19 protein-coding genes are annotated in these 19,333 nt (G+C 71.2%); 2 read left to right on the top strand and 17 right to left on the bottom strand.

Annotated features, from left to right (window positions below; translation table 11 throughout):
• The first annotated feature begins 14 nt into the window (after nucleotides 1-14).
• Nucleotides 15-989, top strand: a complete 975-nt coding sequence (locus AB0P07_RS07175; protein ID WP_365546300.1) for an RluA family pseudouridine synthase — start codon at nucleotides 15-17, stop codon at nucleotides 987-989.
• Here the strand turns inward: AB0P07_RS07175 and AB0P07_RS07170 are convergent.
• The 16 genes from AB0P07_RS07170 to AB0P07_RS07095 all read right to left on the bottom strand — a co-directional run bounded on the left by AB0P07_RS07170 (nucleotide 983) and on the right by AB0P07_RS07095 (nucleotide 17,407).
• Nucleotides 983-2,479, bottom strand: coding sequence for a cytochrome P450 (locus AB0P07_RS07170; RefSeq protein ID WP_365546298.1), 1,497 nt, complete (start codon nucleotides 2,477-2,479; stop codon nucleotides 983-985). The genes AB0P07_RS07175 and AB0P07_RS07170 overlap by 7 nt on opposite strands.
• 68 nt (nucleotides 2,480-2,547) lie before the next feature.
• Nucleotides 2,548-3,168, bottom strand: a complete 621-nt coding sequence (locus AB0P07_RS07165) for an ATP/GTP-binding protein (protein ID WP_061445651.1) — start codon at nucleotides 3,166-3,168, stop codon at nucleotides 2,548-2,550.
• A complete protein-coding gene (locus AB0P07_RS07160) occupies nucleotides 3,149-3,565 on the bottom strand; it encodes a DUF742 domain-containing protein (RefSeq protein ID WP_125633060.1) in 417 nt (138 codons plus the stop codon). Before AB0P07_RS07160 ends, AB0P07_RS07165 begins: the two co-directional genes overlap by 20 nt.
• Nucleotides 3,562-3,969 carry a roadblock/LC7 domain-containing protein gene (locus AB0P07_RS07155; RefSeq protein ID WP_003977197.1) on the bottom strand — a complete coding sequence of 136 codons (408 nt, stop codon included), beginning with the start codon at nucleotides 3,967-3,969 and terminating at the stop codon, nucleotides 3,562-3,564. The genes AB0P07_RS07160 and AB0P07_RS07155 overlap by 4 nt, the downstream gene beginning before the upstream one ends.
• The gene (locus tag AB0P07_RS07150) at nucleotides 3,966-5,591 is read right to left on the bottom strand and encodes an ATP-binding protein (RefSeq protein WP_365546293.1); all 1,626 of its coding nucleotides are present in this window, start codon (nucleotides 5,589-5,591) and stop codon (nucleotides 3,966-3,968) included. Before AB0P07_RS07150 ends, AB0P07_RS07155 begins: the two co-directional genes overlap by 4 nt.
• A gap of 370 nt (nucleotides 5,592-5,961) precedes the next feature.
• A complete protein-coding gene (locus AB0P07_RS07145) occupies nucleotides 5,962-8,814 on the bottom strand; it encodes a DEAD/DEAH box helicase (protein WP_365546290.1) in 2,853 nt (950 codons plus the stop codon).
• A 95-nt stretch (nucleotides 8,815-8,909) separates the two neighbouring features.
• Entirely contained in the window at nucleotides 8,910-9,860 is a 951-nt protein-coding gene (gene tatC / locus AB0P07_RS07140) for a twin-arginine translocase subunit TatC (RefSeq protein ID WP_365546287.1), read from the bottom strand.
• A gap of 47 nt (nucleotides 9,861-9,907) precedes the next feature.
• A complete protein-coding gene (tatA, locus tag AB0P07_RS07135) occupies nucleotides 9,908-10,195 on the bottom strand; it encodes a Sec-independent protein translocase subunit TatA (protein ID WP_102930518.1) in 288 nt (95 codons plus the stop codon).
• Nucleotides 10,196-10,473: 278 nt separating this feature from the next.
• Nucleotides 10,474-10,668 carry a hypothetical protein gene (locus tag AB0P07_RS07130; RefSeq protein WP_052837748.1) on the bottom strand — a complete coding sequence of 65 codons (195 nt, stop codon included), beginning with the start codon at nucleotides 10,666-10,668 and terminating at the stop codon, nucleotides 10,474-10,476.
• Nucleotides 10,669-10,678: 10 nt separating this feature from the next.
• Nucleotides 10,679-10,939 carry a hypothetical protein gene (locus tag AB0P07_RS07125; RefSeq protein ID WP_061445645.1) on the bottom strand — a complete coding sequence of 87 codons (261 nt, stop codon included), beginning with the start codon at nucleotides 10,937-10,939 and terminating at the stop codon, nucleotides 10,679-10,681.
• Between the two features lie 56 nt (nucleotides 10,940-10,995).
• Nucleotides 10,996-12,084, bottom strand: coding sequence for a WYL domain-containing protein (locus tag AB0P07_RS07120; RefSeq protein ID WP_365546284.1), 1,089 nt, complete (start codon nucleotides 12,082-12,084; stop codon nucleotides 10,996-10,998).
• Between the two features lie 18 nt (nucleotides 12,085-12,102).
• A complete protein-coding gene (locus AB0P07_RS07115) occupies nucleotides 12,103-13,056 on the bottom strand; it encodes a WYL domain-containing protein (protein WP_365546281.1) in 954 nt (317 codons plus the stop codon).
• Between the two features lie 137 nt (nucleotides 13,057-13,193).
• Nucleotides 13,194-13,565, bottom strand: coding sequence for an FKBP-type peptidyl-prolyl cis-trans isomerase (locus AB0P07_RS07110; protein WP_064727030.1), 372 nt, complete (start codon nucleotides 13,563-13,565; stop codon nucleotides 13,194-13,196).
• Nucleotides 13,566-13,623: 58 nt separating this feature from the next.
• On the bottom strand, nucleotides 13,624-14,625 hold the full coding sequence (locus AB0P07_RS07105) for an FKBP-type peptidyl-prolyl cis-trans isomerase (RefSeq protein ID WP_365546278.1): 1,002 nt from the start codon (nucleotides 14,623-14,625) through the stop codon (nucleotides 13,624-13,626).
• A 151-nt stretch (nucleotides 14,626-14,776) separates the two neighbouring features.
• On the bottom strand, nucleotides 14,777-16,138 hold the full coding sequence (gene pafA / locus AB0P07_RS07100; RefSeq protein WP_061445640.1) for a Pup--protein ligase: 1,362 nt from the start codon (nucleotides 16,136-16,138) through the stop codon (nucleotides 14,777-14,779).
• 9 nt (nucleotides 16,139-16,147) lie between these two features.
• Entirely contained in the window at nucleotides 16,148-17,407 is a 1,260-nt protein-coding gene (locus AB0P07_RS07095; protein ID WP_365546274.1) for an MFS transporter, read from the bottom strand.
• A gap of 104 nt (nucleotides 17,408-17,511) precedes the next feature.
• Here AB0P07_RS07095 and AB0P07_RS07090 point away from each other — a divergent pair, with 104 nt between their 5' ends.
• Nucleotides 17,512-18,522 carry a LacI family DNA-binding transcriptional regulator gene (locus AB0P07_RS07090; RefSeq protein WP_365546271.1) on the top strand — a complete coding sequence of 337 codons (1,011 nt, stop codon included), beginning with the start codon at nucleotides 17,512-17,514 and terminating at the stop codon, nucleotides 18,520-18,522.
• Nucleotides 18,523-18,531: 9 nt separating this feature from the next.
• Here AB0P07_RS07090 and prcA read toward each other — a convergent pair whose 3' ends face one another.
• Complete coding sequence (gene prcA / locus AB0P07_RS07085) at nucleotides 18,532-19,302, bottom strand: proteasome subunit alpha (protein ID WP_365546268.1); 771 nt, start codon at nucleotides 19,300-19,302, stop codon at nucleotides 18,532-18,534.
• Nucleotides 19,303-19,333: the final 31 nt, after the last annotated feature.

The raw sequence follows: 19,333 nt of genomic DNA, 5'->3' as shown, positions 1-19,333 counted from the left end.
GTACGCTGGCGGTGATGAGACGCCGTACCCCTCCCCCGCCCTCGCCCCTGCCGCAGCGCGACGGCATCGACGCGGTGCGGGTGCGGCTGCCCGCTAACGGGCCGTGGTCCACGGTGCGGGAGCACCTGGTGGAGCGGCTGTCGGGCGCGGGCGCCGGGGTGGTCGAGGGCATGTTCGACGCCGGGGCGTTCGTCGGGGCCGACGGGCGCCCTGTGGCGGGCGACGCGCCGTACGAGCCGGGCATGTTCGTGTGGTTCCACCGCGAGCTGCCCGCCGAGGTGGAGGTGCCCTTCCCGCTGGAGATCGTGTACCGCGACGAGCACGTCGTCGTCGTGGACAAGCCGCACTTCCTGGCCACCACCCCGCGCGGCGGTCACGTCACGCAGACCGCGCTGGCACTGCTGCGCCGAAAGCTGGGCGTTCCGGAGCTCGGCGCCGCGCACCGCCTGGACCGGCTCACGGCGGGGCTGGTGCTGTTCACCGTGCGCCCACAGGAACGCGGCGCCTACCAGAGGCTGTTCGCCGACCGGCGTGTGGGCAAGGAGTACGAGGCCGTCGCCCCGTACGATCCCTCGCTCGCCCTCCCCCGGACGGTCCGCAGCCGGATCCTGAAGGAGCGCGGGGTGCTCGCCGCCCGCGAGGTGGACGGCGAGCCGAACGCCGTGACCCGCGTCGAGCTGCTCGGCCGCCGGCCGGAACGGGGGCTCGCCCGGTACCGGCTGGTGCCCGGCACCGGTCAGACCCACCAGCTGCGCGTGCACATGAGCGCGCTCGGCGTGCCGATCCTCGGCGACCCCCTCTACCCCGAGGTGGCCGCCCCGGTGCCGGCCGGCGACTTCCGGCGCCCGCTGCAACTGCTCGCGCGGGAGCTGGCGTTCACCGATCCCGTCACGGGGCGCGAGCACCGCTTCCGCAGCGGCCGGTCGCTCGGCGCCTGGACGGCGTACGAGGACTGGGCCGCGTACGGCGACCGGGACGGCCGTCAGTAGCCGCGCCACCAGCGCAGGAAGCGCTGCCAGGCGCCGCGGGGAGGCGGCTGTTCCGCGGTCGGCACCTGCTGGGGCGCGGCGGCCGTCACCGACACGGGCTGCGGCGGGTGAGGCGGCAGCGGCGGCTGCGTGCGCTGCTCCGGCTTCGGCATGCCGATGTGCCAGGGGGCGCGCCGTTCCGGGACGGGCGCGTGGCTCGGCTGCTGCCTGATGTCCTGCTGTGCCCTGGGTTCGAACCGCACCGGCAGCTCCACCAGGTGCCGCGACGCGATGGAGGACCGCCACCGCAGTTCGTCCTCGTCGCAGTCGAGCCGGACGTCGGGCAGCCGCATCAGCAGCGCGTCGATGCCGGCGTCGGCGATGGCCCGCCCGATGTCCTGCCCGGGGCACTCGTGCGGGCCGCCGCCGAAGGCGAGGTGGGCGCGGTTGCCCATCATGTCCGCGCTCAGGTCCGGGCGGATGCGCGGATCGACGTTGCCCGGCGCGATGCCGAGCAGCAGTCCGTCGCCGGCGCGGATGCGCTGACCGCCGAGCTCCGTGTCCTGCTTGGCGAAGTAGGCGAAGACGGTGCTGAACGGCGGCTCGTCCCACAGGGACTGCTCGACTGCCTGGGGCACCGTCATCTGCCCGCCGCTGAGCTGGGCGCGGAAGCCCGGGTCGGTGAGGACCACGCGCAGCACGTTGGAGATCAGGTTGACGGTCGCCTCGTAGGCGGCCAGCAGGACCACCCGCAGGTGTTCGCGGACCTCGTCGTCGGTGAGTTCGGCCGGGTGGGTGACGAGGCGGCCGGCGATGTCGTCGGCCGGGGCGGCCCGGCGGGCGGCGGTGAGCCGGCCCAGTGCCTCCATGACGTAGGCGTGGCTGGCGATGGCCGTCTCGGTGCCCTTGAGGGTGTCGCGGGCGGCCTCCACCAGCCGGTCGCTGTACTCCTCGGGCATGCCGAGGAGATGGCACATCACGCCCATCGGCAGGTGTTCGGCGAACTGGCCGACCAGGTCGGCGCGGCCCTCCTCGCAGAACCGGTTGACGACGCGCTGGGTGTAGCGCTTGATGTGCCGGCGCAGCTCCCGGAAGTCGAGGTCGGACATGGCGCTGGTGACCGCGCCGCGCAGCCGCTTGTGCTCGTCGCCCTCGGCGTGGGAGCAGATGGGCTGCCAGGCGATGTGCGGCATCAGCGGGTGGTCGGGCTTGACCATGCCCTCGTTGAGGGGGGTCCAGATCCGGCTGTCGCGGCAGAACTGGGAGGGGGTGCTGACCATGTGCAGGTTCTCGGCGTGCCCGAGGACCACCCACATGGGTACGTCGTCGTGGAGCAGTGCGGGCGCCACCGGCCCGTGCTGCTCGCGCAGCTTCTCGTAGAGCTCCTGCAGGTCGTCGGCCTCGTGCAGCCGGTGCAGTCCGCCCGGCCCGAGGCCGTGCGCGGGGCAGCCGGGCGGGGGTTCGAGCAGGGGTTCGCCCGTTCCGGTCGGGGCGTGGCGTTCAGGCGTCACAGTCTCGCTCCGCAGCAAAAGATGTGGATCACGTCAAATATGTGGAGGGTGTCGGCGGGGCGCGCGGGTCAGGTCAGCGCACCCTTCATGGCGAGGGCGTGCAGGAAGCGCATCAGGGTCATCAGGACGTCCCGGCTGGAGGCCCGGCGCCGCACGTCGCAGTCGAGGATGGGGATCTCCTCGGGCAGGTCGAGCGCGGTGCGCAGCTCCGCCATGGGGTAACGGGGCGCGTCGGGGAAGGTGTTGACGGCGACCACGAAGGGCACACCGCGCTCCTCCAGGCGTCCCATGACGTCGAAGCTGACCTCCAGGCGGCGGGTGTCGACGAGGACGACCGCGCCGAGGGCGCCCTCGAACAGGCCGTTCCACAGGAACCAGAAGCGTTCCTGGCCGGGCGTGCCGAAGAGGTACAGCACCAGTTCGTCGGTGATGCTGATGCGGCCGAAGTCCATGGCGACGGTGGTGGCCGTCTTGGAGGCGGAGCCGTAGTTGTCGTCGACGCCGATGCCGGCCTGGGTCATGGTCTCCTCGGTGGTCAGCGGTCTGATCTCGCTGACCGAGCCGACCATGGTGGTCTTGCCGACCCCGAAGCCGCCCACGATGACGATCTTCACGGCGGCCTCGGCGGTGTGGGGCAGCCGGTCCTCGGTGCGTGGGCCCGGGATCGTGTCAGAGCTTTTGAAGTCCATGCATCACCGCTTCGAGGAGGTTTCGGTCGGCGACCTTCTGGCGGACGATCGGGGCGCGGGCCTGCACCAGTTCCTTTGCCAGCAGGTCGGTGAGCAGCACGGTCACCACGCTGAACGGCAGGCCCAGGTAGGCCGACAGCTCGGCTGTGGACAGGGGGGCCGCGCACAGCCGCAGCAGGGCGGCCTGCTCCGGGGTGGCGGAGACCGGGGGGTCGGCGCGGGCCACGATCAGGGTGACGAGGTCGATGTCGGCGCGTTCGCCGCCCCCTTCGCCGCCGATGACGAAGAGCCGCTCGGGGTTGCGGAGTTCGCCCTCCTTGGCCGGTGCGCCGTCGGGGGCCGGCGCGGCCGGGCCGTCCGGCCCGGGGGTTCGCCTCTGGCGCTGGGGAGGGGTCATACGGTCTGCCCGTTGCGCCGGGCGGGACTGGTGAGGTGGGGGCCGATCCGGGCGACCAGGTCGGCCATGCTCAGGCCCATCCGGCCGGGTTCGCAGCGGACGTCGGAGAGCACGGCGAGGTAGGCGTTGGGGCCCGCGGCCATCAGGTAGAAGTAGCCGCCGTTCATCTCGATGAGCACCATCTTCATGTCGCCGTCGCTGGTGGGGATCTCCTGACTGACGGCGCTCGCGAGGCTCTGCAGTCCGGCGCAGGCCGCGGCGACGCGGTCGGCGGCGTCGGGGTCGCCGGAGTAGCGGGCGATGCGCAGGCCGTCGGCGGAGAGCACCACGATCATCTCGATGCCCGGGACGCCGTCGTAGAGGTCCCGGAGCATCCAGTCGAACTTGCCTTGCTGCTCGATCACTTGAGGTTCCCCTCGTCGTCTGCCGGGGCGTGGGCCGGCTCACTGCTGCTGGACTGCTGGTGGGCCCGGGCGGTGCCCGGGTGCTGCTTGAGGCCCTCCCAGAAGGCGCCGATGAAGTGGCCCGGCGGGAGGCCGCCCTGGTCCTTGCCCTGCCCGGGCTCCGGCTCCGCGGGCGCCGGGATGCCGTTGCGGGCGCGTTCCGCCGCCTGGCGGGCCTCGCGCTCGGCGTCCTCCCGCTCCCAGGCCGCCTGCTCGGCGAGGCGCTGGCTGAGCGGCATCTTGACCCGGCTGCGGCGCTGCGGAAGACCGCCCGCCGTCCATTCGGTCACCTCGGGGACGTCGTCCTCCAGGGAGACGGTGGCGGGGATCCGCGGGCTGGTGGGGCGGCGCTTCTTGGGCTTGCGCTGCGGTCCGGGCAGCGCGTCGGGGCCGGGAGCGGGGATGGAGGTGGCGCCGATGCCGTGGGCGAGGCCGACGCCCGGCTCGGTGGTCATCATCTTGCTGGGCACGATGAGGATGGCGCGGACGCCGCCGTACGCGGAGGCGCGCAGCGAGACGTCCATGCCGAACTGCGTGCACAGCCGTCCGACCACGGACAGACCAAGGCGCGGGTGCTGGGCGAGGTCCTGCACGTCGGTGCCGCGTTTGGCCTGTTCGAGCAGGCCCTCGATGCGGGCGCGGGACTCCTCGCTGAGGCTGACGCCGGCGTCCTCGATCTCGATGCACACACCGCTCTGCACCTCGGTCGCGGTGACGTGCACCTTGGCCGCGGGCGGCGAGTAGCGGGTGGCGTTGTCGAGGAGTTCCGCGGCGGCGTGGATGACCGGTTCGACCGCGGTGCCCTTGATGTTGACCTTGGCGATGGAGGCCAGGTTGATCCGGCGGTACTCCAGGATCCGGGACATGGCGCCGCGCAGGACGCTGTAGAGGGCGACCGGCTCGGGCCACTGGCGTCCGGGCCGGCCGCCGCCGATGACGGAGATGGAGTCGGCGAGGCGGCCGATCAGGGAGGTGCCGTGGTCGATGCGCAGGAGGTCGTCGAAGACCTCGGGATTGCGCCCGTGGTCCTCCTCCATTTCGCGCAGTTCCTTCTGCTGCTGGTGGACGATCGCCTGGACGCGGCGGGCGATGTCGACGAAGGAACGCTCGGCGGACTCGCGCATGGAGTCCTCGTGGTCGACGATCTCGCAGACCATCCGGATCAGCTCGCGCTGGGGCTCGCCCAGTTCCGGGTAGGAGGGGTCGATCTCGCCGAGGCGGTTCATCACCTCGCGGGGCGTGGCGCCCCGGCGCATGAAATGCAGGACGTTCGGGATGACTTCGGCGCCGAGGCGGACCATCTCCTCGTGGTGGCCCGCGGCCCGGTGTTCCAGATACGCGCTGTGACGGGCGTGTTCGGCGCGCAGGGTCCGCAGCATACGGCCGCGGCGTACGGCTTCGGCGGCCGCGACGAGCACCAGGACGATGGCGAGGCCGCCGCACAGGCCGACGGCGAGCCGGGCCGGTTCCGTCACGAGGGCGACGGCGGCCCCGGTGGCCGCGGCCATCAGTATGGCCGGCAGCAACAGCACGCGCGCGTAGGGAAGTTCGCGGCGACCTGGAGGGGAATCAACACTCACCATGTAGGCCCTCTGAAGACGAATAGGCGGGGGTGGGGATGCTTGCGGCGGGGTATGTCTGGGAGTTGTCGGGATGTTCGGCGCATTGGGAACAAGCGCGCGATTACACCTCAACTCGGTGCGCTGCGGGCGAGCTTAGTCCGGTGGGATCATCGCCGTGTCATATTCGGCAAGCACCTGAAACGGGCCCGGGGACTGGAGTATGGTCGAGCCCATTTGCACGCCGGGGAGTCGTTCGAACACACGGAGTAGCGCCATCAGGACGTACGACAATCACTCACCGTGATGAGCGAATCCGCGGCCCGGAGCGGCCGGGAACGCGGGCAGGCCCGGCGGGGATTCCCGCCGGGCCTGTGGGGTGTCGGGGCCGGGGTCAGCCCACGGACGAGTAGGCGACGACTCCGCGCAGCAGCTCGTCGACGGCCTTGCGCGCGTTCTTCGGGACGGTGGAGCCCGCACCGGGCGCGGCGGCCGCGATCTGGCCCAGGACGTCGATGACCTGCTTGCACCAGCGCACGAAGTCGCCGGCCGGCATCTCCGCCTCGCGCAGTACCTCGTCGAGCCCCTTGCCGGACGCCCACATGTACGCCGCCCAGGCGAAGCCGAGGTCGGGCTCGCGCTGGCCCACGCCTTCGGTCTGGCTGATCCGGAAGTCCTCCTCCAGGGCGTCGAGCCGGCCCCAGATCCGGACCGTCTCGCCGAGCGCGGCCTTCGCCTTGCCCGAGGGCACCTTCGGCGCCATCGCCTCGTCGGCGGCCCGCGACTCGTAGACCAGCGCGGAGACGCAGGCGGCCAGCTCGGCCGGGGACAGCCCCTCCCAGACGCCCTCGCGCAGGCACTCGCTGGCGAGCAGGTCCAGCTCGCCGTAGAGCCGCGCGAGGCGCTTTCCGTGCTCGGTGACCTCGTCGCCGCGCAGATAGTCCAGCTCGGTCAGCAGCGCCACGATCCGGTCGAAGGTGCGGGCGATGGTGTTCGTCCGGCCCTCGATCCGTCGCTCCAGCTGCGAGGTGTCGCGCAGCAGGCGGTGGTAGCGCTCGGCCCAGCGGGCGTGGTCCTCGCGGTCGTCGCAGCCGTGGCAGGGGTGGGCGCGGATCGCCTTGCGCAGCCGGGCGATCTCCCGGTCGTCGGCGGCCTCGGAGCGCTTCTTGCGGGCCCGCTCCGGCGGGATGTGCCCGGCCTTGGTGCGCAGCGCGGAGGCGAGGTCGCGGCGGGACTGCGGCGAGCGCGGGTTGAACGTCTTCGGGATCCGCATCCGGTCCAGCGCCTCGACGGGCACCGGGAAGTCGATCGACGCCAGCCGCTTGACCTGCCGCTCGGCGGTCAGCACCAGCGGGCGGGGACCGTCGTGGTGGTCGAAGCCGCGGTGACCGTTGGACCTCCCGGCGGGGAGCCCCGGGTCGAGGACGAGGGCGAGGCCCGCGTACTTGCCCGTGGGCACGTGGATGACGTCGCCCGGCTTCAGCTTCTCCAGCGCCACGGCGGCCTCGGCACGCCGCTGATTGGCGCCCTGCCGGGCCAGCTCCTGTTCGCGGTCCTTCAGCTCGCGGCGCAGCCGGGCGTACGCGTCGAAGTCGCCGAGGTGGCAGGTCATGGAGGCCTTGTAGCCCTCCAGGCCCTCCTCGTTGCGCTGCACCTGACGGGAGATGCCGACGACCGACTTGTCGGCCTGGAACTGCGCGAAGGACGTCTCCAGCAGCTCCCGCGACCGGTGCCGGCCGAACTGCTCGACCAGATTGACCGCCATGTTGTACGACGGCTTGAAGCTGGAGCGCAGCGGGTACGTGCGGGTGCCGGCGAGTCCCGCGAGGTGTTCGGGGTTCATGCCGCGCTGCCACAGCACCACGGCGTGCCCCTCGACATCGATGCCGCGCCGGCCGGCCCGGCCGGTGAGCTGGGTGAACTCGCCGGGGGTGATGTCGGCGTGCTGCTCGCCGTTCCACTTGACGAGCTTTTCGAGGACGACCGAGCGGGCTGGCATGTTGATGCCTAGGGCGAGGGTCTCGGTCGCGAAGACGGCCTTGACCAGGCCGCGGACGAACAGCTCCTCGACGACCTCCTTGAAGGTGGGCAGCATGCCCGCGTGGTGGGCGGCGATGCCGCGCTCCAGCCCTTCCAGCCACTCGTAGTAGCCCAGGACGTGCAGGTCCTCGCGCGGGATGGAGGCGGTGCGCTCCTGGACCAGGGCCCGGACCTGCTCCCGGGCGCCCTCGTCGTTGAGCCTCAGGCCCGCGTACAGGCACTGCTGGACGGCGGCCTCGCAGCCGGCCCGGCTGAAGATGAAGGTGATCGCGGGCAGCAGCCCCTCGGAGTCCAGCCGCTCGATGACCTCGGGCCGGCTCGGCGTCCAGATGCGCGAGCGCTGTCTGCGCTCCCGCTCCCGGTCGGCCTCCTTCATGGCACGGCCGCGCCTGCGGTCCTGGTAGGACGGGCGACTCGCCTCCAGGCGCGCCATGCGCGTCAGGTCGGGGTTGACGGCCTTCTTGTGGCCCTCGGCCTCCTCGAACAGGTCGTACATGCGGCGGCCCGCCAGCACGTGCTGGAACAGCGGCACGGGCCGGTGCTCGGAGACGATCACCTGGGTGTCGCCGCGCACGGTGTCGAGCCAGTCGCCGAACTCCTCCGCGTTGGACACGGTCGCCGACAGTGACACCAGGGTCACCGACTCGGGCAGGTGGATGATCACCTCCTCCCACACGGCGCCGCGGAAGCGGTCGGAGAGGTAGTGCACCTCGTCCATGACCACGTGGCCGAGGCCGAGCAGGGTCTGCGAGCCCGCGTACAGCATGTTCCGCAGGACCTCGGTGGTCATGACGACCACCGGTGCCTCCGAGTTCACGCTGTTGTCGCCGGTGAGCAGGCCCACCTTGTCCGTGCCGTAGCGGCGGCACAGGTCGGCGTACTTCTGGTTGGACAGCGCCTTGATGGGCGTCGTGTAGAAGCACTTCCGGCCCTGCTGGAGGGCGAGGTGGACCGCGAACTCGCCGACGATCGTCTTGCCGGAGCCGGTGGGCGCGGCCACCAGCACGCCCTTGCCCGCCTCGAGCGCCTGACAGGCCTCGATCTGGAAGGGGTCGAGGCCGAAGTCGTACATCTCGCGGAAGGTGGCGAGTGCGGTGGCCTGCTCGACAGCGCGCTGACGGGCTGCCGCGTACCGCTCGGCCGGTGAGAGATCCTCTGTCATCGTGCTTTCGAGCGTACCGGGCCGCACTGACAACAGGACGATCATTATCCGGATCGGCCGCGCGGGGGCCGCGGGGCGAGGCGGGGCCGCGGGAGGCCCCGAGGGGGCGGCGACGCCTGCGGTCACCGCCCCGGCGTCCCTCAGGTCACGTCGTCGTACCCGTTGACGCGGTCCGTCGTGGCCTGCTCGGGCAGGGCGCGGGCGGTGGTCACGGCCTCGGCCTCGCCGATGGTCTCGGGGGTGAGGTCCAGCTCGGACGCCTCGTCGTCGTCGGGCTCCAGGGCCTCGCGACGGGCCTTGCGGCGGTCGTTCAGCAGCGCGACGGTGACCGCGCCGAAGTACAGCACCCAGATCGGTCCGGCCAGCATGAGCATGGTCAGGGGGTCCGTGCTGGGCGTGGCGATGGCCGCGAACAGCGTGATCCCCATGATCATCGCGCGCCACCAGCCGAGCATGCGGCTGCCCGTGAGCACTCCGGTGAAGTTGAGCATCACCAGCAGCAGGGGCAGCTCGAAGGAGAGGCCGAAGACGAGCACCATGCGCGTGACGAGGTCGAGCAACTCGTCCAGCGGCAGCAGGTTGTCGACGTCGTTCGGGGTGAACTCGATCAGCACCTTCGCCGAGGTGGGCAGCACCGCGTAGGCGAAGTAGGCGCCGACGAGGAACAGCGGGGCGCCGGTCGCGACGAACGCGTAGGCGTACTTCTTCTCGTTCCGGTGCAGGCCGGGGGCGACGAACGCCCACAGCTGGTAGAGCCAGACCGGCGAGGCCAGCACGACACCGGCCGTCAGGGACACCTTCAGCGCCAGGGTGAAGGGGCCGAGCAGACCGTTGATGGTGATCTGCGCGCACGGCTCCGAGCCGGTCTCCGACTGGGCCAGCTCCGCGAACGACTTGTCGCAGCCGATCGACTCGAGGATCGGCTCGGTGAGGAGGTTGATGATCTCCTGATAGAAGAAGGCGGCGGCCACGGTGACGACGACGATGGCCAGCAGCGCCTTCGCGAGCCGGTTGCGGAGCTCACGAAGGTGTTCCGCGAGCGGCATCCGCCCCTCGGGATCCTTCTCCTTGTTGCGGGCAGACTTCAGCAACCCACGTTCCCATCTCGTGCGGCGGGCCGGAGGTCACCGGCCCTGCGTCAGCGCTTGGTCGTGTCCGTCGGCTCGGTGACCGGCCGGGAGCTGGTCACGTCGCCGGGGGCGGCCTGGATGGTGCGCTGTGCCGCGGACTGCTCCGGGTTCGGCGGGTCGGCGGGGGCGGCCTCGTCGGACTTGCCCTCACTCTTCATCGCCTTGGCCTCGCTCTTGAGGATGCGCGCCGACTTGCCGAGCGACCGCGCCATGTCCGGAAGCTTCTTCGCGCCGAACAGCAGGATGATGACGACGAGGATGAGAATGATCTCGGGGGCGCCGAGCCTTCCGAACATAAGTCTTTACCTTCTCACCGAGGCGGCTGGGTGGGGGTGCTGTCCGACCGGTCGGACAGGTGTCCGATCGATCGTGTTGTGCAGCGATCGTAACGCTCAGGGGTGAACGCGAGGCAATCCCCGTGCGTACTCCCGTCCGCGACCGGGCCTCGTTTTCCTGGCCGCGACCAGCAGCGTACCGTCCGAAACCCGTGAGGTGACAGGGCGAAGTGCCCCAAAACATAACTCACCCCGCCCGTCGGGGCACCGGCGTCGGTCCGCGGTGGGGTTCACACGGATCACAAGGCGTCCACAGCACGGGCGGCGCTCTCGGTCGCTCGCTCCAGGTCCTCCGCGGCACGGCTGATCCGGCGGGCGGAGTCCGTCACCTGCCGGCCGAGGCGCTCGGCCTCCACGAACACCTTCACGGCGAACACCGCGAGGACGGCAAGACCCAGGAAACCCACGGCAACCGCGAACATCGGCCAGAACATGAGGTCGAGACTAGACGGTGGAGTGCAGCCGCAGCGTCCTGACCCCGCCGCCGGTGAGCAGCTCCACGACCCGCTCCCCGGCCGGCTTGCGCACGGCCGACCCGCAGTCGGGGCAGGTGAACGAGTAGAACGTGGTGCGGCTCGTGGCGCCGATCGCCAGGCGCAGGGCGCTGGCGGCGAGTTCGAACCGGCCCCGGCACTCCGGGCAGCCCGCCTTGAAGACGACCGGTGACACACGTCTCATGCCGGCGAACGCGGTCGCCGCCGTCATGCCCGGCCCGGACTGTCCGGGCGTCCTTGCTGGTCCCGTCGGTCCCAGGGGGTCGCTCACAGTGCTCGCTCCTGCCTGTCGTGCCGCCCGTCGACCGCCCCCGCGCCCCGGCGCGTACCGGCCCCGGCGACCGTCCCGGCGTCGCCGTGCTCCCCGGCCGCCTCCACGCCGTCGTACGCGGCCAGCGCCTCGCGGGCGGCCTGCCGGGCACTGTCGGCGAGCGCGGACGGGGAGACGATCCGCCCGTCGCGCCCGAGCCGCAGCGCCAGCCTCCGCAGGGAGGCCGGGTCGGGCGTGCGCAGGGTGATACGCAGGCCGCCGTCGGGAAGTTCATCCGCGCTGTCGTGCGGGTAGTACTCGGCCACCCAGCGCCCCCCCGGGCCGACCTCCACGACCACCTCGGGGTCCTCGGCGGCCGGCTGCACCAGACCCTCCGACAGGTCCCGCAGCTCCACCTCCGGCGGCGCGGACGGCTCGTCCAGGATGCGGATCTCGGCCACCCGGTCCAGCCGGAAGGTGCGCCGGGCCTCCGAGCGGCGGCACCACGCCTCCACATAGGTGTGCCCGACGCTGACCAGCCGGATGGGGTCGATCTCCCGCTCGGTGACCTCGTCGCGGGCCGGTGAGTAGTAGCGGATCCACAGCCGACGGCGCTCCGAGATGGCCCGGTCGACGTCGGCGAAGACACCGCCCTCGGACTCGAAGGTGACGGACAGGCGCGAGCTGGCGCCGGCGGCCTCCCCGGCCGAGGTCTCCACCTTCGCGGTCGCCCGCAGCAGCGCCTGCCGGTCGCTCTCGCGCAGCCCGGGCAGGGTCGCCACGGCCCGGGCGGCGACCAGCAGCGCGGTCGCCTCGTCGGCGGCGAGCCGCAGCGGCTCGGCGGCGTCCGCGCCCAGCGCGGCGGGATTGTGCCACCAGATGCGCTCGCCGTCGGTGTCGATGTCGAGGAGGTCGCCGCCGCGGAAGCTGGTGCCGCACATCGGAAGCACGTCGAGATCGGAGACCAGCTCGTCCTCGGTGATGCCGAAGGCACGCGCCACGTCCTCGACACGGGCCCCGGGACGCTCGCGCAGATACGTCACCAGGGACAGCATCCGACGTGTCTGGTCGATGGCGTTCACGGGCCTGACCGGTTTGCCTGCCACTGTGTTGTCCGCTCCCCCTCAGCCCTTGGCGACGGCACGCAGCCGGTCCACCACGTCCGCACGCAACTCCGCCGGCTCCAGCACCACCACGTCCGGCCCGAACTCCACCAGCCAGGCGTCCAGGCCGTGCCCGTACGGAATCTCCAACTCGTCCCAGCCGTCACCGAGTTCCCGCACCCCGGTGGCCTTCGCCCGAAGGGGGTACCCCGCGCCCGTGCGCAGCCGGATCAGCGCGGAACGGTCGGCGGTCTCCCCCGCCCAGCCGGCGACCGTCTCCCGCACGGTGACGACGTCCGGCACCGGTGCGGTGAACCGCGCGCCGCGCGAGCGCACCTTCCCCGTGATCCGCGACAGCCGGAACACCCGCTCCGCACCCCGGTCGCGGTCGTAACCCGCCAGGTACCAGTGGCCGCGCCAGCACTCCAGCGCCCACGGCTCCACGTGCCGGGCCTCGGGCTGGGCGGCGTTCGCCTTGCGGTAGTCGAAGACGACCGGCCGGCGGTCGCGGCAGGCCAGCATCAAGGGCTCGAAGGCCGCCTCGTGCACCGGGATACGGGGCTCCAGCGCACCGTGCGCCTCGTACGGGTCGACGTCCTCGGGCAGCCCGGCCGCCCGCAGCTTCTGCAGCGCGCCGCTCGCGGCCCCGGCGAGCCGGGCCTGCTGCCACACCTTCGCGGCCAGCCCCAGGGCGGCGGCCTCCTCGGCGTCCAGGGTGATGGGCGGCAGCCGGTTGCTGTCCCGGCGGGCCAGGTAGCCGATCTCGCCGTCGAGGCTCTCCACGGTCTCGATGACCAGTCCGAGTTCGCGCAGGTCGTCCTTGTCGCGCTCGAACATGCGGTTGAAGGAGTCGTCGGAGCCCGCCTCGAGGTAGGCCTCGACCGACTCGCGCAGCTCGCGCTTGCTGAGTGGCCGCCGTGTCCCGAGCAGACACAGCGCCAGGTTCATCAGCCGCTCGGCCTTGGCAATGGCCATCGACGCCCTTCTCCCTATGGTGCTTACGACGGATGACCGTACCGCCCCGCGGCGGCGCGGCAAAAGCCGAGGGCCCATGCCCGGACAGGCATGGACCCCAGGTGACCGGCTCTGATCGCCGTCCGTACGGACTTCGATCAGACTCCGAGCAGATCGACCACGAAGATCAGCGTCGAGCCGGGCGGGATCGCCGGGGTGGGGCTCTGGTCGCCGTAGGCGAGGTGCGCCGGGATGGTCAGCTGTCGGCGACCGCCGACCTTCATGCCCTGCACGCCCTGGTCCCAGCCGGCGATGACGCGGCCGCCACCGAGCGGGAAGCGGAACGGCGTACCGCGGTTCCAGCTGGCGTCGAACTCCTCGCCCGTGCTGAAGGTCACGCCCACGTAGTGGACGGTCACGGTCTGACCGGCCTCGGCAACCGGGCCGTCGCCCTCCCAGATGTCCTTGATCTCGAGGTCCGCCGGGGGCTCGCCGCCCGGGAAGTCGACCTCGGGCTTGTCGATGCTCACGTGTTCAGCTCCTGCTTGTCTGCGGAAAGGCAACGCCCAAGTCTTACATCCCCGGACGTCACATCTTCGCGAGGATGTCCACGGAGAAGACCAGCGTGGAGTCCTTCTCGATACCGCTGCCCTCCGGCGGATTGTCCCCGTAGCCCAGGTCCGGCGGGACGACGACGAGGACGCGGCTGCCCACCTTCTTTCCGGTCAGCCCCTGCGACCAGCCCTTGACGACCTGCTGCAGCGAGAACGACGTCAGCTGCTTGCGGGCGTACGTCGAGTCGAACTCCTTGCCGCCGTCCCACAGCACGCCCTTGTACTGCACGAGCACACTGTCCTGGGCACCCACCTCGGCACCGTCCCCCTCCAGGACGTACTCCGCGACGAGCTTCTTCGGCGCGTCGGCCTTCGGCACCTCGATGGACGGCGCCTTGCCGTCGGTGTTGGTGCCGACCTTCGGCAGGGCCGCGTCGTCCTGCGGGACCTTCTTGCCGTCGGCACTGCTCTTCGCGTTGAAGGTGTCCTGGACGTCCACCACGAACACCAGCGTGTCGTCGCCCTTGATGCCCGCCTGCTCGTTGCCCTGCTCCCCGTAACCCCAGGTGGGCGGCACGGAGAACTCGACGCGGCTGCCGGTCTTCTTGCCGGTGAGCGCGTACCGCCAGCCATCGATGATGCTGCCCTGCGCGAGCTGGATGACGAGCGGGGTCTTGCGGTCGTAGGAGTTGTCGAAGACCTTCGCGCTCTGCCAGATCTGGCCCAGGTAGTTCGCCGCGATGAAGTCGTTCTCCGCGACGGCCTTGCCGCCGCCCGCGACGACCGTCTTGACCGCGAGGTCCTTGGAGGGCTCGCCGCTGCCCTTGGCCACGGTCGGCTTCTCGCCGAACTTCGTCCCCGCGGTGATCGCCGGCAGCGGACCGTCGACGATCTTCGGCGGAGGCGGCGCGGAGGTGGCCGACGCCTGCGGAGACGCGCTGTCGCTCGCGTCACTCGATGAGCCGGAGTCGTCACCGCAGGCGGCGAGCGTGACCAGTCCCGCGGGGACGGCGATGAGAAGGGAACGTCGGCGCACGGTGGGGGCCTCGTATCGGTGTCGGATCGGTCCTGATGGCTGGCGTGCGCGCAACTCTACGGCGTGAGAAGGGCACCGTACGGCTAACGTACGGTGCCCGTGTGGCGTTCCGCCCTCTCGCGCGAAAGGCCCGGCTCTCACCCCGTCGGGGTCACATCCCGGCGATCAGCTTCTCCACCCGGTCGTCCACCGACCGGAACGGGTCCTTGCACAACACGGTGCGCTGCGCCTGGTCGTTGAGCTTGAGGTGGACCCAGTCGACCGTGAAGTCCCGGCGCTGCTCCTGGGCCCGCCGAATGAAGTCGCCGCGCAGCCGGGCCCGAGTGGTCTGCGGCGGGACGGACTTGCCCTCGAAGATCTTCAGGTCGTTGGCGACCCGGGCGGCCTGGCCCTTCTTCTCGAGCAGGTAGTACAGACCACGACGACGGTGGATGTCGTGGTAGGCGAGGTCTATCTGCGCGACCCGCGGATGCGACATGGTCATGTTGTGCTTGGCCCGGTACCGCTCCAGGAGCTTGTACTTCATGACCCAGTCGATCTCGGTGTCGATACGGTCCAGGTCCTCCGCCTCGATCGCCTCCAGCGTGCGACCCCACAGCTCCAGCACCCGCTCCACCGTGCCGGTGCGGATACCGCGGCGGTCGACGAAGTCGACGGCCTTCTCGTAGTACTCCCGCTGCACCTCCAGCGCGGACGCCTCCCGGCCACTGGCCAGACGCACCTTGCGCCGCCCGGTGATGTCGTGGCTGACCTCGCGGATCGCCCGGATCGGGTTCTCCAGGGTCAGGTCCCGCATCACCGTGCCCGCCTCGATCATGCGCAGCACCAGGTCGGTCGCACCGACCTTGAGCAGCATCGTCGTCTCGGACATGTTCGAGTCGCCCACGATGACGTGCAGCCGCCGGTAGCGCTCCGCGTCGGCGTGCGGCTCGTCACGCGTGTTGATGATCGGCCGGGACCGGGTCGTCGCCGAGGAGACACCCTCCCAGATGTGCTCCGCCCGCTGGCTGACGCAGTACACCGCACCGCGCGGCGTCTGCAGCACCTTGCCGGCACCGCAGAGCAACTGCCTCGTCACCAGGAACGGAATCAGGATGTCCGCCAGCCGCGAAAACTCCCCGTGCCGGGCCACGAGATAATTCTCGTGACAACCGTACGAGTTGCCCGCGGAGTCGGTGTTGTTCTTGAAGAGGTAGACGTCGCCCGCGATTCCCTCCTCGTGCAGGCGTCGTTCGGCGTCCACCAGGAGTCCTTCGAGAATGCGCTCGCCCGCCTTGTCGTGGGTGACGAGTTCGGTCACGTTGTCACACTCGGGTGTCGCGTATTCCGGATGTGATCCCACGTCGAGATACAGGCGGGCACCATTGCGCAGAAAGACGTTGCTGCTGCGGCCCCATGACACGACACGGCGGAAGAGGTACCGCGCCACCTCGTCAGGCGACAGGCGGCGCTGTCCCCTGAACGTGCACGTGACGCCGTACTCGTTCTCCAGCCCGAAAATGCGGCGGTCCATGACTGAACATTACGCCTGATGACCCGAACTGAAACGGGGTTCGACGGCACGGTTTGGATCATTTTCCGATGAAGCCGCAACCACCGCCCCCCGCGCGGGAGCTGCGAGGACCCGCCCCGTGCACGCCAGTACGAGCAGCGAGACGAAGCCCGCCGCCCCCGGCACCGCGAAGCCCCACAGCGCCCCACCGTGCTCCACGACGGGCCCCGCCAGCCCCGTCCCCGCCGAGGCACCCACGGTGAAGGTCGTCACGAGCCACGAGAACGCCTCCGTCACCGTCCCCCGCGGCGCGTGCACATCCACCAGGACGAACGCACACGCGATGCACGGCGCCAGGAACACCCCCGCCACCACCGCCAGCAGCACCATGGCCACCGCGCCCGGCATCAGCATCAACGGCAGGTAACAGACCGCCAGCAGGGCCACCAGCACCCGCAGTCGCCGCGCCGGCTCGCCCGCCCACCGCCGCGCCCCGTACACCACTCCGCCGACCAGCGCACCCAGCCCCAGCGCCGCCATCAGCCACCCGTACACGGCGTCACCGCCGTGCTCGTCGGCGTACGGGACCGAAGCCACCGTGATCGACCCGAGCGCCATCCCGATGAAGAGGAAGGCCCCCAGCAGCGCCAGCAACCCGCCCGACCGCAACGCCCCCAGCCAGTGCGCCTCCCGCGGCGCCGACCGCCACGCCCGCGAAGGCGGCGACACGACCACGGACAGCGCGCCCAGCACACCGAGGCCGTTCAGCACCAGCAGGGCCGCCTGCGGCGACCACAGCGACACGCACACCGTCACCAGCAGCGGTCCGACGGTGAACATGACCTCCTGTGCCACGGCGTCCATCGCGTACGCCGTGTGCACCTGGTCCTCCTCACCCAGCACACTCGGCCACAACGCCCGCAGCCCGCCCTCCAGCGGCGGCGTGAACAGCCCCGCCGCCCCCACGGCCGCGTACGCGAGCACGGCCACCCCGGTGCCCGCGAAGGCGAACACGGCCATCGCCAGCGCCGACAGCACCGCGGCCGGCAACTGCACCCGCGGCTGCCCGTGCAGGTCCACCAGCCGCCCCAGCACCGGCTGCCCCACGGCGTTCGCGACGCCGTACACCGCCGCCAGCGCCCCCGCCAGGCTGTACGAACCGCCCTCGGCCCGCACGAACAGCACGATCGCGATCGCCGCGGTCGCGTTGGGCAACCGCCCGACCAGCGTGCCGGCCAGCAGCCGCACGGCATACCGCGCCCGGAGAATGCCCAGATACCCGGCGACCACGACGCACCTCCCCGTTCTCGGTCACACACGTTTTACGTATAACGTCCGCTGCCATACGTACCATGTCGCCTGTTCAGCAGTCCAGACGAAAGCGCAGGCGAACGGTGGCACGAGGCAGCACCCGCCCCACGAGCCGGGACGTCGCCCAGGCCGCCGGCGTCTCCCAGGCAGCCGTCTCCCTGGTCCTCGGCGACAAATGGCGCGGACGCGTCTCCGCACCGACGGCCCAGCGTGTCCGCGACGCCGCACTCGAACTGGGCTACCGCCCCAACCTCGCGGCACGGAACCTGCGTCTCGGCCGCACCCGCACCGTGCTGCTCGTCGTCCCCGCCCTCACCACGGAGTTCTTCGCCGAGGTCTACACGGGCGCCGCACGCGTCGCCGCCCGACACGGCTTCGGAGTGGTCCTCTACCCCTCACCCGAAGGCGTCGGCCCCGCCCGCGACCCCTTCGCCTCCGCACAGGCCGCACTCGACGGCGTCATCGCCTCCTCCATGGCCGCCGACGCCCTCACCGCCATCCGCGGCGACCAGCTCCCCCTGGTCATGCTCGACAGCGACCCCGAGGGCAGCCTCGGCGCCGCCACGGTCAACCTCGACATCGCCGACGGCATCCGCCAGGTCACCGAGCACCTGCTGACCCTGGGCCACCGCAGCTTCCTCCACCTCGCGGCCGACATCCCCTCCTGGACCTTCGAGGTACGCGCCCGCGAACTGGCCTCGCGGCTCGACGCCGCCCCCGGCAGCCAGCTGCGCACGATCAGGGCGCCCATTTCGATCGAGGGCGCCCTGAAGGCCACGGAAACCGCCCTCGCCGCCCCCGGACCCCGACCCACGGCACTCGTCTGCGACGACGACAAACTGGCGGCCGGCGCCTACAAGGCCGTCCGCCGCGCCGGACTCCGCGTCCCCGACGACCTCTCCGTCACCGGCCTCGACGACCTCGGCCTCGCCACCGCCATCGACCCCGAACTCACCACCGTCCGCCTCGACGCGGAAGCCTTCGGCGAACGAGGCATGCGAGCCCTGCTCGCGGTACTGGAAGGCAGGCCCCCCGAGGAGGGGGACCTGCCGGTCAGCCTGGTGGTACGGGGATCGACGGCCCCGCCGCGATGAGGTGCGCGCCTACTCCTCGCCCGCCCCCGAATCGGAGTCGGCCTCGGACCCGCTCTGCGCCGACGGTTCACCCGCACCCGCGCCGGACTCCAGCAGCCGCGACAGCTGGCCACCCACGAGACGCTTGAACTTGCGCTGCTGCGGACGCGTCCGGTCCAGCACCGCGACCTCCAGCCGCTCCGCCGGAATCTCCCGCTCACTGCCATTGGTGTCGCGGGACAGCGCCTGCACCGCCAGCTTCAGCGCCTCGGCCAGCGTCATGCCGTCCCGGTGCCGCTGGTCCAGATACCCGCTGATCTGCTCCGCGTTGCCCCCGACCGCAACCGAGCCGTGCTCGTCCACGATCGAACCGTCGTGCGGCAGCCGGTAGATCTGGTCGTTCTCCGCACTGTCCCCGACCTCCGCGACGACCAGCTCCACCTCGTACGGCTTCTCGGCCTGGCTGGAGAAGATCGTGCCCAGCGTCTGGGCGTACACGTTGGCCAGACCGCGCGCCGTCACGTCGTCACGGTCGTAGGTGTAACCCCGCAGGTCGGCATAGCGCACGCCGCCGATCCGCAGGTTCTCGTACTCGTTGTACTTGCCGGCGGCCGCGAAGCCGATCCGGTCGTAGATCTCGCTGAACTTGTGCAGCGCACGGGACGGATTCTCACCGACGAACACGATGCCGTCGGCGTACTGCAGCACCACCAGGCTGCGGCCACGCGCGATGCCCTTGCGGGCGTACTCCGCCCGGTCGGCCATCGCCTGCTGAGGAGATACATAGAACGGCGTCGACACCGGTTATCCGTCCCTTCCTGTCGAAATCACT

This window comes from Streptomyces sp. NPDC085944, assembly GCF_040686295.1.
GTDB lineage: Bacteria > Actinomycetota > Actinomycetes > Streptomycetales > Streptomycetaceae > Streptomyces > Streptomyces salinarius.
The sequence above is the reverse complement of the archived record's forward strand: the minus strand, read 5'-3'. Positions and strand labels throughout refer to the sequence as shown.